The 13529-nt window shown below is 35.1% G+C and carries 20 protein-coding genes; 5 read left to right on the top strand and 15 right to left on the bottom strand.

All coding sequences use genetic code 11. From position 1 onward, the window contains the following. Positions 1 to 169: 169 nt before the first annotated feature. The 7 genes from AC6CHJ_RS05865 to comGA are packed head-to-tail and all read right to left on the bottom strand — an operon-like array spanning position 170 to position 3888. On the bottom strand, positions 170 to 355 hold the full coding sequence (locus tag AC6CHJ_RS05865) for a hypothetical protein (protein ID WP_147193637.1): 186 nt from the start codon (positions 353 to 355) through the stop codon (positions 170 to 172). Further along, a complete protein-coding gene (locus AC6CHJ_RS05860; protein WP_392994286.1) occupies positions 336 to 773 on the bottom strand; it encodes a competence type IV pilus minor pilin ComGF in 438 nt (145 codons plus the stop codon). The genes AC6CHJ_RS05865 and AC6CHJ_RS05860 overlap by 20 nt, the downstream gene beginning before the upstream one ends. Further along, positions 752 to 1057 (bottom strand): hypothetical protein, encoded by a 306-nt coding sequence (locus tag AC6CHJ_RS05855; protein ID WP_147193641.1) that lies wholly within the window; start codon positions 1055 to 1057, stop codon positions 752 to 754. The genes AC6CHJ_RS05860 and AC6CHJ_RS05855 overlap by 22 nt, the downstream gene beginning before the upstream one ends. Beyond that, on the bottom strand, positions 1047 to 1505 hold the full coding sequence (gene comGD / locus AC6CHJ_RS05850) for a competence type IV pilus minor pilin ComGD (RefSeq protein ID WP_249775840.1): 459 nt from the start codon (positions 1503 to 1505) through the stop codon (positions 1047 to 1049). Before comGD ends, AC6CHJ_RS05855 begins: the two co-directional genes overlap by 11 nt. Then, positions 1489 to 1800, bottom strand: coding sequence for a competence type IV pilus major pilin ComGC (comGC, locus tag AC6CHJ_RS05845; RefSeq protein ID WP_147193645.1), 312 nt, complete (start codon positions 1798 to 1800; stop codon positions 1489 to 1491). The genes comGD and comGC overlap by 17 nt, the downstream gene beginning before the upstream one ends. Before the next feature lie 14 nt (positions 1801 to 1814). Then, the gene (gene comGB / locus AC6CHJ_RS05840) at positions 1815 to 2843 is read right to left on the bottom strand and encodes a competence type IV pilus assembly protein ComGB (protein ID WP_498287651.1); all 1029 of its coding nucleotides are present in this window, start codon (positions 2841 to 2843) and stop codon (positions 1815 to 1817) included. A 7-nt stretch (positions 2844 to 2850) separates the two neighbouring features. Next, a complete protein-coding gene (comGA, locus tag AC6CHJ_RS05835; RefSeq protein ID WP_498287649.1) occupies positions 2851 to 3888 on the bottom strand; it encodes a competence type IV pilus ATPase ComGA in 1038 nt (345 codons plus the stop codon). Between the two features lie 254 nt (positions 3889 to 4142). On the opposite strand from comGA, the gene AC6CHJ_RS05830 reads away from it, so the two are divergent. Together AC6CHJ_RS05830 and AC6CHJ_RS05825 are read left to right on the top strand one after the other, a co-directional pair. Further along, positions 4143 to 4844 carry a helix-turn-helix transcriptional regulator gene (locus tag AC6CHJ_RS05830; RefSeq protein ID WP_498287647.1) on the top strand — a complete coding sequence of 234 codons (702 nt, stop codon included), beginning with the start codon at positions 4143 to 4145 and terminating at the stop codon, positions 4842 to 4844. A gap of 130 nt (positions 4845 to 4974) precedes the next feature. Next, on the top strand, positions 4975 to 5214 hold the full coding sequence (locus AC6CHJ_RS05825; protein ID WP_066786585.1) for a DUF2626 family protein: 240 nt from the start codon (positions 4975 to 4977) through the stop codon (positions 5212 to 5214). Positions 5215 to 5392: 178 nt separating this feature from the next. On the opposite strand, the gene AC6CHJ_RS05820 is transcribed toward AC6CHJ_RS05825, so the two are convergent. The 3 genes from AC6CHJ_RS05820 to AC6CHJ_RS05810 form a co-directional block, all read right to left on the bottom strand. Then, positions 5393 to 6217, bottom strand: a complete 825-nt coding sequence (locus AC6CHJ_RS05820) for an aminoglycoside phosphotransferase family protein (RefSeq protein ID WP_498287645.1) — start codon at positions 6215 to 6217, stop codon at positions 5393 to 5395. Between the two features lie 55 nt (positions 6218 to 6272). Further along, positions 6273 to 7121: a GNAT family N-acetyltransferase gene (locus tag AC6CHJ_RS05815; protein WP_498287643.1), complete on the bottom strand. Its 849-nt coding sequence runs from the start codon at positions 7119 to 7121 to the stop codon at positions 6273 to 6275. A 250-nt stretch (positions 7122 to 7371) separates the two neighbouring features. Next, entirely contained in the window at positions 7372 to 8010 is a 639-nt protein-coding gene (locus AC6CHJ_RS05810) for an MBL fold metallo-hydrolase (protein ID WP_498287641.1), read from the bottom strand. A 187-nt stretch (positions 8011 to 8197) separates the two neighbouring features. Here AC6CHJ_RS05810 and AC6CHJ_RS05805 point away from each other — a divergent pair, with 187 nt between their 5' ends. Further along, the gene (locus AC6CHJ_RS05805) at positions 8198 to 8377 is read left to right on the top strand and encodes a DUF2759 domain-containing protein (protein WP_066786576.1); all 180 of its coding nucleotides are present in this window, start codon (positions 8198 to 8200) and stop codon (positions 8375 to 8377) included. Positions 8378 to 8487: 110 nt separating this feature from the next. Here AC6CHJ_RS05805 and AC6CHJ_RS05800 read toward each other — a convergent pair whose 3' ends face one another. The 4 genes from AC6CHJ_RS05800 to rpmG form a co-directional block, all read right to left on the bottom strand. After that, positions 8488 to 10386, bottom strand: a complete 1899-nt coding sequence (locus AC6CHJ_RS05800; protein WP_498287639.1) for an LTA synthase family protein — start codon at positions 10384 to 10386, stop codon at positions 8488 to 8490. A gap of 229 nt (positions 10387 to 10615) precedes the next feature. After that, complete coding sequence (locus tag AC6CHJ_RS05795) at positions 10616 to 10822, bottom strand: YqgQ family protein (protein WP_498287637.1); 207 nt, start codon at positions 10820 to 10822, stop codon at positions 10616 to 10618. A 17-nt stretch (positions 10823 to 10839) separates the two neighbouring features. Continuing rightward, on the bottom strand, positions 10840 to 11409 hold the full coding sequence (locus AC6CHJ_RS05790; RefSeq protein ID WP_147193657.1) for a 5-formyltetrahydrofolate cyclo-ligase: 570 nt from the start codon (positions 11407 to 11409) through the stop codon (positions 10840 to 10842). Between the two features lie 58 nt (positions 11410 to 11467). Beyond that, on the bottom strand, positions 11468 to 11617 hold the full coding sequence (gene rpmG, locus AC6CHJ_RS05785; protein ID WP_066786565.1) for a 50S ribosomal protein L33: 150 nt from the start codon (positions 11615 to 11617) through the stop codon (positions 11468 to 11470). A 162-nt stretch (positions 11618 to 11779) separates the two neighbouring features. On the opposite strand from rpmG, the gene AC6CHJ_RS05780 reads away from it, so the two are divergent. After that, complete coding sequence (locus tag AC6CHJ_RS05780) at positions 11780 to 12166, top strand: hypothetical protein (RefSeq protein ID WP_249775833.1); 387 nt, start codon at positions 11780 to 11782, stop codon at positions 12164 to 12166. Further along, entirely contained in the window at positions 12163 to 12627 is a 465-nt protein-coding gene (locus tag AC6CHJ_RS05775; RefSeq protein ID WP_249775832.1) for an endolytic transglycosylase MltG, read from the top strand. Before AC6CHJ_RS05780 ends, AC6CHJ_RS05775 begins: the two co-directional genes overlap by 4 nt. Before the next feature lie 71 nt (positions 12628 to 12698). Here AC6CHJ_RS05775 and pstB read toward each other — a convergent pair whose 3' ends face one another. Then, positions 12699 to 13526, bottom strand: coding sequence for a phosphate ABC transporter ATP-binding protein PstB (pstB, locus tag AC6CHJ_RS05770; RefSeq protein ID WP_498287635.1), 828 nt, complete (start codon positions 13524 to 13526; stop codon positions 12699 to 12701). Positions 13527 to 13529: the final 3 nt, after the last annotated feature.

Below are 13529 nucleotides of genomic sequence, written 5' to 3'. Positions count from 1 at the left end.
ACAACATTACATAAAAGAACAAAATGGGTGATGATACGCTCAGAAGCATATCTTTATTTCCAATTAATGCTGAAAAAAATAGTTATGAAAGAGAAATGGTGATTTTTAAACTTAAAAGGAAATTGCTAAAAAGAATGGTATAGAAGTCAATTATTTTATGTCATGATTCTTATTCCCTTTCAAACGAGAGCAGGATAGACTTTGTTTGATTTAAATAGGCAATTTTTAATTCATCATACGAGCGATAATGCGATTCATATGATGCCGCTACAGCTAACATCATGTTAGTGATGAAGAATAAAAAAATCATAGCTGTTAGCAGCAAGAAACCTTGTTCATTCCTGATTCGGGACAATAAATTTTCTTCTCCTCTCACTTCCGCTTTTAAACGTAATAGTCGTTTCAAAGATAGAATCAGCATATTCAAATTCCGCATATTGAAGTCCAAATAACAAAGGTTGATATCCCCCCACTCTTCGAATATCCGAACCAACAGACTTTATGCCAATAATTCCTCGATTCGACGAATAAAGAGCTGTATATTTTTCGCTTAAAGAGAACTCTTTAGCATGTATAAGTTCTTTTGAAAGTTGATAGACGAACATTTCATATTGCAATTCATTATCACTTAATATGCCACTCTTTTTATGCCCATACCATACAAAAAAGAGTAGAAAAAATTGAGCAAACATCATTAATATTATAAGCTGTAGCATGGTATCCAGAATGGTAAATCCCCTTTGATTATTATTTAAGTATTTGTCTCTACACATAGCTGTTCTTCTTTTATGCCCGAATAACGAATACAAATGGAGGTTTCATCCCCTTTCCAATGGTAGATGACATCATCAATTTCTACATTTCCTTGGTACTTTTGAAATCGAACAATATTTCCAGCTGCATACAATGCTGCTTCTGCCGCATGCAGGCTCAATTTCTTTTTATAAAGCGATGTCTCTAATTGATAGTAAAAAGGCAATAATGTACCAAAAATTATAAAGACTATTACAAGAGTTAATAATGATTCCGGCAATGAATGACCGTTTTCATTGTTCAATTTGCACCCTTCCTTCACCTAAATAAACAGTTAATTTGACGATCCTATTATTAATAGAAAAGTACATAGTACCTGATTTTTGTACTGTTAACTCTTTTGTATAAGTAACTGATTGAATAGTACTGTATGGAAGTAATTGAATGTTCGTTGGATATTTCCTTACTAGATAATCCTTATTGCCATGCGCTGGCACCTTGATTCTTACTTCATTGAGCCCTTGCACAATAGTGAGAGTAGCATAATCTTGATAACGGAAAGACAAGGCTTGAGTTAGCTCAATATCTGCTTTCAATTGTTTAATGAAACGGTCCTCTAATTGTCGATCCAAGTGACTTTTGCCCAAAGTAATACCAATCAATGATATGAGCATCGTAATGGCCAAGACCAACAACATTTCGATGAAAGTAAAGCCCCCTTGACTATTTACAGGTCTATTTAGAAATTTCAACTTTACCATCCGTGATAGTTAACTTCTTGCTTTCACAAGCTTTAGAATCCGTTTGTTTTAAATATTCATTTGTTTCTAATTCAGTTGTGGAACTTGGATAATTGCCATGGTCGATTCGATAGGCTTCTACTTGGCCTTGCACCATTTTGACATACGCATCGCAGCCTTTTTTATCAACTGTTGCGAAATGTTTTGTTACATTAGGAATAGCAATCAATATGAGTATCGAGATGATAAACAGCACAATTAACATTTCTATAAGCGTAAAACCTTTCTGAAAATGCTCTTTCCGCATACCTTTCTTCCTTTCTAGACTAAATCCATCATTTTATACATCGGCAATAAAATCGCAAGATACGCGCCTAAAATGCAAAGTGCAATTACAACAAACAAAAGTGGTTGGACGAATGCTAAGCTTCGCTGAATAGTATTTTCTGTCCGTTCAATTAAAAACTCACTATAGATTTGCAGCTCTCTCCCTAAGTTGCCACCTTGTTCACCATGAAGCACATGCGCATAAAAACCTTTATAAAAGTATGGTTCTTGTTGAATCGCAGTTGACAATGACTCACCATAAACTATCCTTTTTTGAAGAATCTCCGCTACCTTGGCTAAATAAGGCTGTAATGTTTGGGTTTTCAATAACTCTAAGGCTGCTTGCATTGACATTCCACTTTGAATAAGACCGCCTAATTCATAAGAGATCTGCCGCGTAATCTGTAATTTAAAGTGTTTGTTAATATAAGGAATTTTTAATAAAAATAGAATTTGACTTGTTACCCTTTTCTTTTTCAACCAAATGAGGAAAAGGATCAACATTGATATAAATGAAATACCTAATACTATAAAGAAATCTGGCAAGTGTAAAAACAGCTTGGATAATGTTAAATCGAAACTTGTTTCGGAAGATTGGTTTGCCATCATAAAAGACATGTTAGGCAGAAAATAAGTTCGAAATGCGAAAAAGAGCAGGATTAAAAAAACAAACAGCACAGCAGGATAGACAAGCAATTTCTGTAGCCGTTCTCTATTTTGCTCCTTTTTCTCTAGCTGATTTGCCACTGTTTTTAAAGCTTGGATAGTTTTACCGTGTTCTTCTGAAACTAGAATGGTCATTAAATAAATTTTAGGATAGCCTAAAAGACAAAGTACGTCAGTCATAGATGAGCCATTTCGTAGCTGTGCTCTTATCTTAACCTCACCGTCTGTATCCTTTTTTAGATGATGAGGTAGCAGCATAAAAAGCGAATCTGAAAATGTAAAACCCTCTTCTAACAAAACGCTCATCTTTTTTAGTAATTGCGCTGAATCCCTTAAATGGATTTTTCGCTTTAGCAAAAAAAAATTAATCCATTTTCTTTGTAGAATGTTGGGAGGCGATTGCACCAAATTGAACCCCCTTTTCAATCTGTCCTTCTAGCGTTTTTTCAAAAGGAAGCTCGTAACTAATTTTATTTTCAATTGCTTTAAAGGATTGGTCTAGGTATTTGTCAGATAAAATCTCAAAAATAGCTGTTAACTTTTTGGACTCCTGCAAGGGAACAAGTCTCTGAGCTACAATACCGATGACTGTCTGCTTTAATTCTTCCAATGAAATCCCTAAATCCAATAAACGGTATAAACAGCCAACGGTATCCTTACTATGAATGGTCGACACGACCAAATGGCCTGTCAAAACAGCTTCAATGGCTATGTGCGCTGTTTCACGATCCCGGATTTCGCCAATCATAATGACATCTGGAGAATGGCGTAAAATAGCTTTTAAGCCTACAGAATATGTGACCCCTGCTCGTTCATTCACCTGTATCTGCAAAAGATGGGACTGGTTGTTTTCAACGGGATCTTCAAGTGAAATAATATGTTTTTGATGCATATTAGAAAGATGATTGATTAAAGAATAGAGTGTTGTCGATTTTCCGCTTCCAGTTGGTCCAGTCATCAGCAAGATACCTTGTGGCTGTTCTACCAGTCGTATTAAGTCTTTGGCCGATTCACAGAACATGCTTAATTCAGTAATTGGCACTGTTCGATTTTGAAGCATTAAACGTATGACGAGGCTTTCTCTCATAAATACGGAAGGAAGCGTCGATACACGAAAAGAAACATTTTGATCATTGAAAATATGCTCGAATGAGCCGCTTTGGGGTTTACGTTTTTCACTAATATCTAATGAGGATAAAAATTTTAAGTAAGAAATCAAACGATCTCCTATATCTAGGGGAAGCCCGCTTATAGGGACAAGTTTTCCGTATTTGCGGAAATAAATTTCATAGCGATCAGTTGTAGGCAATAGATGTAAATCTGTAGCGTTAAATTCCATCGCCTTTTTTAATAATTGCATTGTCTTCTGTTCAACAACAGTTTCTGTGTCAGAAAAAAGCATTTTACCTCCTCTTCAACCAACAAGCAAGGACCGCTCTTTACCTGTTATCACTATTATACAAGTAATCTATTAGATTTGGAAAGCTATATTTCTGAATTTTTCGATATAATTATCTCTTTCTATCAGTATGTAATATATAACTCGTTGTATAGAACAAGTATCTCCATAAGTGTTTTAATAAATCTCGTGAAATCTACTGTCACTATTCCATAATTGCTTTATAATGGTAGTATTCTTATAGGAGGTGGCTGTTTTTGATTAATCATAATCCACTGAAAGTGACTAGCACTTTATCAGATGAAACTCGTTTTTCAATTTATCAATATATGTTGCAAGAGAAGAAGCCTTTCTCCGTGCAAGAGATTGCCGACCATTTTCATATTCATCCAAATGTTGCGCGACTCCATTTAACGAAACTAACAGAAATAGATGTCATTAGCGCAGAATATGAAAAAACAGGAAAGGGCGGACGTCCAGGACGGCGTTATAAAGCTTTAGAAAATGGTATTTCGTTATCTTTCCCAAAGCGAAATAATGAAGAGCTACTAGATTGGGCAATCGACATTTTAGGAGAATTCGGCGAGGAAGCTTATATTGTCGGCCAAAAGATTTGTTATAAAAAAGGACGAAATGAGATTGAAGCAACCATTCTAAAACAGCGAAAAGAAATAACCCACTTAACTTTTGAAGAAAAGCTGGAAATTTTAACTGATACAGCTGCATTAATTGGATATATCCCAATGATCAAAGAAACCCCTGCTGGGAAAACCCTGTCTTTTGCTATTTATAACTGTCCTTTCCACACTGAAATCAAGCATAATGCAAGACTTGTTTGTGCATTACATGAATCTTATTTGAAAGGCCAATTTGATGCATTGTTTAATGTAAGCGATTTTGTGCAAGTAAAAAGTATGATGCAAAACTGTGAATACTGTACTTATCAAATAAATATATAATTTTTCATAATGTTAATGGAATTTACACTTCATTGTCACAAAGTCTTTACATCTTGCAGTTTACAGGCAAAATTCAATCATTTATAATGAGTATGAGATTATTGTGTCGTCGAAAAGGAGGGAATCGTACATGGATAATATGTATAAGGTGCTTGGCTTCTGGACAGGTATTTTCGCAGTTATGTTTTATTTAGGTGGTATGAAAGAGGTTTCGCTATTATTCGTAGCTAACACAGGGTTTTTCCTTCTATTAGGCTTCTTAAACCTTACAGAACGCATGTATATGTACATTTTCGGAGCATATTTAACTGTATTCTTTGCTGGATTTACTTATTGGACTACATTCATTCACGTTCCTGGCATGGAATAAGAAACAGACGATATGTAATAAAGAGCTATTGATATTAGATCTTACTAATATTGATAGCTCTTTTGCTTTTTATAAAAACACTTTTTTACTATTCAGTTACTTATATATAATAATCTTCTAAATACCAGGTTGGAATAGGGTCATCCATTCCGTTGAACCAAGTGAGCACATCTTTTGCTTAGTTTTTCATAATAGTTACTTGGTCTTCTCCGAAGGGGATAGCCCATGGAATGGAAGAAAGCATGTTACTACAAATATAAAAAACCAAGAGTTTGAAAAAGTCTATTGGCGGCCTTCCGTTGAAATAGCCATTAAGCTGTCCTGTAGCAAAGTGAGGACTAATCGTAGCACTCCACACAATTCGGTTAAACTCTTCCCAGGGATCACCATAATCATTGCGATTAAAATCAATAATGCTTAGCTCTCCTTTAGATGAAATTATCATATTTCCTACATGGTAATCACCGTGTTGAAAACATTGAGTCCTTCCTTCTAAAAGATGTTTGTTATTTTGGATATAGGAAATTATCTTTTCCCCACCTTTTATTTTCAGACCACAGTCTTGGTACATTTTTATCTTGCTATCTGCTTTACGCGAAAATCGAGCTTTCCACTCCTCTTGGCTTTCCGGCGCTGGTATTCGATGAATCTCCTTCAATATTCGCCCCGCATCCTTACCAAGTCTGTATTGCTCTATTTCCGTCATACTTTTTAGCGCGATTTCGGCATCCTCTCCCTCGCACCAATTAAAAAGTGAATATACGCTTTTTCCATCGTCGCATATTCCTATTTTAATTGGATTTGACACGGGAACTTTACATTCTGTGAGGTGTTTCATTGCTTCAAATTCCTTAACCTTCTCATCATATAGAGAAATTTCTGCAATCCGAAGCAACATTTTTTGATTCAGGTCGTTTTCAACAAAGTATTTTTTGTCGGTAGACCATCCTTTCATTATTGGCTTGATTAGCTTAAACTTCTCCCTCTCTTTTAAAATATGCATAGTTTCACCTCAATTAGCTTTTTTTCTTGAATTATGAATTTTCGTTTTTCTGAAATTATTTATCTTTTTGTAACAAGATCAGATTATGTTCTACTTGAAATCCAATTTTCTTATACATGTGGATCGCATGTTCATTATCTGATCGAACACAAAGAGAGATTTCTTTGATAGAGGGAAACGAAAACAGCCATTGCAACCCTCCTGTTAAAAGAGTTGTACCTATTCCCTTACCGCGGGCATTGGCATCTACACCAAAAAATTCAATACTACCTTCAGAATATGTAGGATTAGCTTCTGCATATAGATAACCTATCAAATTGCCTTCTTCAATTACTCCGAAAACTGCCGCTTCATCATTTAATCCTTGCAATATCTCCTCACCGGATAAATATGAACTTGGAAAAGTTGAATTATGCAGATTAATGAATGCTTCATTGTGAGATGCTGGCAACTTACTAACAGACTGAGTCTTTTTTGCCTTTAAAGTTTGGTTTTTACATGTTAAAATTGTTTGTTTACTAACTGGTTTAAAACCCAAATACTTCCCTGTATCTATTACTAGTCTATTGCGAATGTCAGGAAAAAGTGTAACAGCTTCTAGTAATATACTTGAAGTCTCTAATGCATCATTACTCTTTATAAAAGGTCCCCATATATCCACAGTTTTTCTTTCATTATCTGCATCAAAACCGCAAACTCCTATTATATTGTTTTCATCTAAAGCTGATATAAATGCATTCTCTGCAGGCACATCTGTAAAATCTTTCTTCCATGTACTCATGATTTCCTCTGCATTTTTTCCGCAATAACCGATGTGGTTTTCAGGAATACAATTCATTCTTGCAATGAATTCCGCAATACCATTTAATTCTTCACTAGATGATTGACTTAACGTCAATGTCATAAGCTTACCTCCTCCGTATGATTATTAATATCTCTATTAGTATTAATTCTATAATCTACTAGTCTTTTCCTTTTAATCACGATTATAAGAAGTATCTTTCATTTAAGGGCTACAGATTATCCTTTAAAATATAAAAAGAAACAATATTTAACTTTTGTTAAGCCAAATATTGCTTCTTTTCTTTTTACAAAACTGTAGATATGGTGAATGGTGCTTAGTAAGCTTTAACATTAATACAATTCATTAGAACTTAAAAACCATTTAAAAAAGGATTCTGTTCAGTTTCAATATCCACTCGAGTGGGTTCACCATGACCAGGATAAATAATAGTATCCTCATCCAAATTTAATAAATGATCATGGATAGATTTAAGCAATAGTTCTTGATTTCCTCCCTCTAAATCTGTACGGCCAATACTACCTTCAAATAAAGTATCTCCTACAATCGCAAACCGATCTTCTGGGAAGTAAAAGGAAATACTGCCAGGCGAATGTCCGGGCGTATGGAAAATATCCATCTTAAAGTCAAAAAGCTCTAAGGTTTGCTCCTTATCAATCAAATGGTCAGCAGCATTCACCGTCACATCTGGAATTTCAGCATATCTACCAGAACCGTTGTATGCTGGGTCCTGTAACCAATGAGCCTCTGCTTTATGCAAATATACTGGTATTTCGAAAGCTTGTCTCACATCCTCTACACCCCCAATATGGTCAAAATGGGCATGTGTTAAGAGTATGGCTTTAGGCTTAAGACCTAACGATCGTAACTTTCTAACAAATGCTTCTCCGTCTCCTCCTGGATCAATCACCAAACATTCTTTATTATTGTTGTTTACAACATAGCAATTGGCCTGAATGGGGCCAAGCGGAAAAGTTCGTATATTTAACATTTCAATCACCTCTATATCCATGATAAATCATTTCTTGCGAGAACCAAAGCCTTATTCTTTAGAAATTTTTAAGCTTGTTCAAATATCCGTCACTTTTTGTTCTCGACAAAAACTAAAAATAGCTTTACAATAGAGAAGGAATATTGTTTGCGACATTCATTTTCTGATGTCGAAAGGAGTGTCTAACTTGAACTTATTAATGGTTATTTTTGGCCTAGTAGCAATTTTTGGGCTTATTGGCACAATCCAAAGCATTAAAGAAAAAGCTATTCTTGGCATCATCTTTAACTTTGCAGCATTTGCTGTTTTTGGTTGGTTCGTTTTCATGACGATCCTACATCAAGGTTTCCCGCCAAGCCTACATTAATCAACAAACAAAAAAAGGTTGTCCTATTAAAGGACAGCCTTTTTTTGCATCTGCTGACAAAACCATTTTAAAAGCCGCACTGTCATCTTTAGACAGTACGGCTTTTCACACTATTCTTTTTCTTTCTTAACAGTAGCTTTCCCTGTTTTTGAATCATAGAAACGAAGTAAATCGCCATTAATAATCTGATCAGAGTACTCTAGTTTTTTGTTTGCTTGCTCAATATAAGGATCACATTTCTCTGCATCTGTTTTTTCTCCAGTTTTCTTGTCATAGCACACTTCCCCTGCATATAACAATTTGTCTGTTACAAATCGGCCATCTCTGAATGTCACAAAGTCTTTGTGATCTTTAGAGAATAAATCTGCACCCAATTGTAAATCGTTAGATGTGTCAACACCTAGTAAGTGTAAAACAGTTGGACGAATATCTAATTGACCAGCTACCTCGTGCATTGGTTTACCAATTCCTGAATGAGGAATATGGATAAAGAAAGGCACTTTTTGAAGCTGAGCAGAATCAAACGGTGTAATTGAATCTTTTCCTAAATACTGAGCCATCGCTTTATTATGGTTTTCAGAAATACCATAGTGGTCACCATACATGACAATAACTGAGTTATCATATAGGCCTGATGCTTTCAATTGCTTAAACAATTCTTTAATAGATTCATCCGTATAGCGGACAGTTTGGAAATAACGGTTTACTGTATTGTCACTAGATGTATACGGTTCAATCATTTGATCTTCTTCATCTGAAGTGAATGGATAGTGATTAGACAATGTAAGCATCCGTGTATAGAACGGTTGTGGCATTGTTTTCATAATCTTAACTGATTGATCCATGAATGGAATATCTTTTAAGCCCCAGTTAGCTGAATTGTCATCTGTAACATTGTATGAATCTACATCATAAAAATGTTTAATATTTAAAGCTTGATACATCATATCACGGTTCCAGAAACTTTTATTGTTAGCATGCAGAACAGATGTATAATAACCGTTCCCATTTAATCGTTCTGCCATTGAATTGAACGTATTGCCGCTATTTGTAAAGAAGACTGCGCCACGTCCAGTACCGTATAAGGAGTTTTCAACAATAAATTCTGCATCAGATGTTTTACCAAGCCCAGTTTGATGATAGAAGTTATCGAAGTAGAATGTATCCTTGTCTTTAGATAATTTGTTAAGGAAAGGTGTAATGACTTGGCCATTCACTTTCTTATTTATAACAAAGTTTTGAGTTGATTCAAGAGAAATAATAATCACATTACGTTTTTTAGCTACGCCAAATGTTTTCTTATTATTATCAGCTTGATTTGATTTCACGTAATTTGTTACTTCTGTCAACTCACTGCCGTCTGCAAGAGCTCGTTGAGCATGTGATTTTGATTGCACAAAAATATCATATAAGTGATAGTTGTATGTTCCCATGTTTTTAACTAATAGTTCACGGTCAAAACTACGTGTTAGTAGTTGAGGTCTTTCTGTTTCTGCTAATCCTAAATTTAAGAAAAGCATCGCAAAAGACAAAACAAAGTAAGTTCTGCGCAAGTTTGGTCTTACAACTGTTGCTTCTTTTGCAATTGGCAACAACTTAACTGCTAGTATTAATAAAATGAAATCTGTAAAGAAGAAAATATCATACCAGTAGATTGAAGAAGCTGCTGAATTACCTAAATCTCCGAAGTTATTTGTTTGGAATAGAACCGGCAATGTAATAAAGTCGTTAAAGAAGCGATAGAATGCTACATTACCATATACTACAATGGATAAAATAGCGCTAATTGTAATTAAATATCGATTCCGTACCTTTGCCGTCTTGAAGAACAATGAAATACCATATATAAATAATAAAAATGCAAGCGGGTTAATCAACAATATTAATTCTTGCATAGCATTTTCAATCTTCATATCAAAGCTCGTTTTATATGTGATATAGGTCTTGATCCAAGTAGTGACAATGGCTATCACTAATATCGTATGTTTAGGAAGCTTTTTGAGTTTCATGCTTAATATCCTCCTACTTTCTTTCTTATTCTTTTGTTCACAGTCTGAAAGAAACAAAATATATACTAATCCTTTTTTTACAGGAACGCAACATTTTTGTTACAGAATAATTTCCCATACTGTGTACTACCCATTAATTAACGATTTAAACCCTGAAAAGGTTTCAATTTTATTCACAAAAATTGGATTTAATACCCAACTGTAAAAGGACTTTTATTACAAACGAAAATTAACTGTACCTTTTACTTTCCAGTTTTTTCGTTTCAGTCCTTAAAATATGGCGTGCAGATTGAAAATCTTGCACTTCGATTAAACCACCTTTATAGAGCTCTACTAAATCTATTTCCATCAGCTGCAAATCGCCAACACGGTTTTTTGTATAAACAAAAGTTCCAAAACGTTTTAAAAGCTGCATAACATCGTATACTGTCTCCAAGGGTTGATTGCCCCCTTTCATTTCTGCTCCACGAGAATTATTTCACGTTCTGTAATAATTTTTCCAATAGATAAATCATAATCATCTCGCGGGATTTTTTCAACCACCTGCAATTGAAATGCTAAAGAAATTGTTGAACCTCTATAATTCGACAAGTATCGGTCATAATAACCACCGCCAAAGCCAAGTCTAAAACCATCTTTATCATATGCAAGCCCCGGCACAATTAAGCATTGAATTTCTTCTTTTTTTACTACTTTTGTGCGATTTGGTATGGGTTCTGAAATCCTGCTGTAACCTATTTCAACTTGATCAAATGATGTAATTTCATAAAATGTCATCTCTCTTGTCTTGGGATGACATTTAGGTACTGCAACTGACCTACCTCTAGCCCATAGCTCCTCAATAAGTGGCCAAGTATCAACTTCGGGAAAATTAGATAAAGTAATCCCGATAACAGACGCATCTTTAATTGCAGATTCATCCAAAAGTTTGCTATGTATAATGGCGGATTTTTCTTTATATGTATCAGCAGCAAGTTGTTTCAATTGCAGTTGCATTGCATTTCGAAGATCTTTTTTATCCATTTCGCCACCCCTTTAAAATTGAAAATGCCAAAACCACTGGAGGTTTTGGCAATGAGCATTATTTTGTTTCACGGTGAAGTGTCATTTTGTGATCACGAGAACAATATTTTTTTAATTCAAGACGTTCTGGATTGTTACGTTTGTTTTTCTTTGAGATGTAGTTACGTTCACCACATTCAGTGCAAGCTAATGTAATATTAACGCGCATTGTTATCCCTCCCACTCTATATAAAGAATAAAACTTTGTGAGCATGATTTATACGACTAACTTATTATATCACAGATTGCAAAAAAATCTACTGTCATTTCTAAATACTTGTCCATATGTTACAATAAATTGAGCAAATTTAAAAAGGTCGAAGGTGAACGAATGAATCTACCTGTACTCTTCATAATTGTAGGAACAGTTGTTTTTATTGCATCTTTTTTTATCGGCAACCACCCCCAAAAATTAGAAAACGAAGTGGAAGAGCTTTCTCTTCAGTTTTATCAAGAAACTAACCAATTAAAGCATCGTATAAAAGCAGTAGAAGAGGAGTTAATGATGGATTCCCCTCTGCTAAAAACTAAAACTATAAAACAGGATCCGCACCCACGCCGTGAGAAAACGAACATAAATAATATCCATCAAATTCTCATTAGCCAAGTACTCGCATTACATCAGCAAGGCTATACAGTGCCCGAAATTAGCCAGCGTTCTTCTCTTACACAGGAACAAGTCCATGCAGTGATCACTTCACGAGGTGGACGTTTATGAGAAAATCAACTCTTCGTTCATTTGGCCTTGGACTTTTCATCGCTGGTAGTGCCATGTTTTTATACGATGAATTCACAGAAAAGCCCAGCAGCGACCGGATTGCAGCTAGCTCTTCTAAAGGAAATATAGTGAAAATACAAAAAGATAAGCTGGTCTCACTACAAAAAGAAGCCGCTGAAGCCAAAGAACAACTGGCAAAAATTCAAACTGATTACAATCAGCTGAAAAATGATTCTGCTGCAAAAAAAATTCATTCCTATACATTAGTTATCAATCGAGGAATGGACAGCGAGGATGTTAGCCAATCTATAAAAAGAGGCGGCATCATTAAAGATGAACGTGCATTTGAACGGTTCATGGCTGATAAAGATGCATCTAAAAATATTCAAATCGGTGACTATAAGCTAACTTCAGATATGTCCAATCAAGAAATATTAAATATCATAACTCGAAAAAAATAAAAAAAGATGCGGATAAGAGCACAGACCTTCTTCCGCATCTTTTTGTTTTCGATTTTTCTGTAAGCAAGCCATTATCCGAATCTCCCAGAAATATAGTCGCCGGTTCTTCTATCAGCAGGAGATGAAAATAACTTATTGGTTTGGCTGCACTCTATCATCTCACCGTGCAAGAAGAAAGCAGTCTTATCTGAAATACGTGCTGCTTGCTGCATATTGTGCGTCACAATAATAATAGAATAGTTCTGTTTTAATGTCTGAATTAATTCCTCTACTTTCAAAGTAGAAATCGGATCAAGCGCAGAAGTCGGTTCATCCATCAGAATCACATCAGGTTCTATCGCAAGACATCTTGCAATGCAAAGCCTTTGCTGCTGTCCTCCTGACAAACCATATGCATGATGTTGCAAGCGGTCTTTAACATCATCCCAAAGCGCAGCTTTTCTTAGACTATTTTCAACGATTTCGTCTAGCATTTTTTTATTTTTTATTCCATGAATTCTTGGACCGTACGCTACATTTTCATAAATTGATTTAGGAAATGGATTTGGTTTTTGAAATACCATTCCTACTTTCGTTCTCAAGCGTTCTACAGTATATTTTTTGTGTAGAATATTTTCCTCTTTATAAAGGATATCACCTGTAATACGAACATTCGAAGCTAATTCAACCATTCGATTCAAAGTTTTAAGATAAGTTGATTTTCCGCAGCCTGAGGGTCCGATGATGGCTGTCACTTCTTTTTCTTTAATGGAAAGATTAATGTCTTTCAGAGCATGCTGTTCTCCGTACCAAACATTCAAATGGTTGGTTTGAAAGATTTCTCTCGGCTTTTCTATTTGTATAATCTTGGAACCTTCTACTTTTCGCTTCTCTGGTTCTCTAACTTGGACATGTAACATTTG

Source organism: Rummeliibacillus sp. GQ308, assembly GCF_059759115.1.
This window is presented reverse-complemented; position numbering and strand designations above follow the sequence as displayed.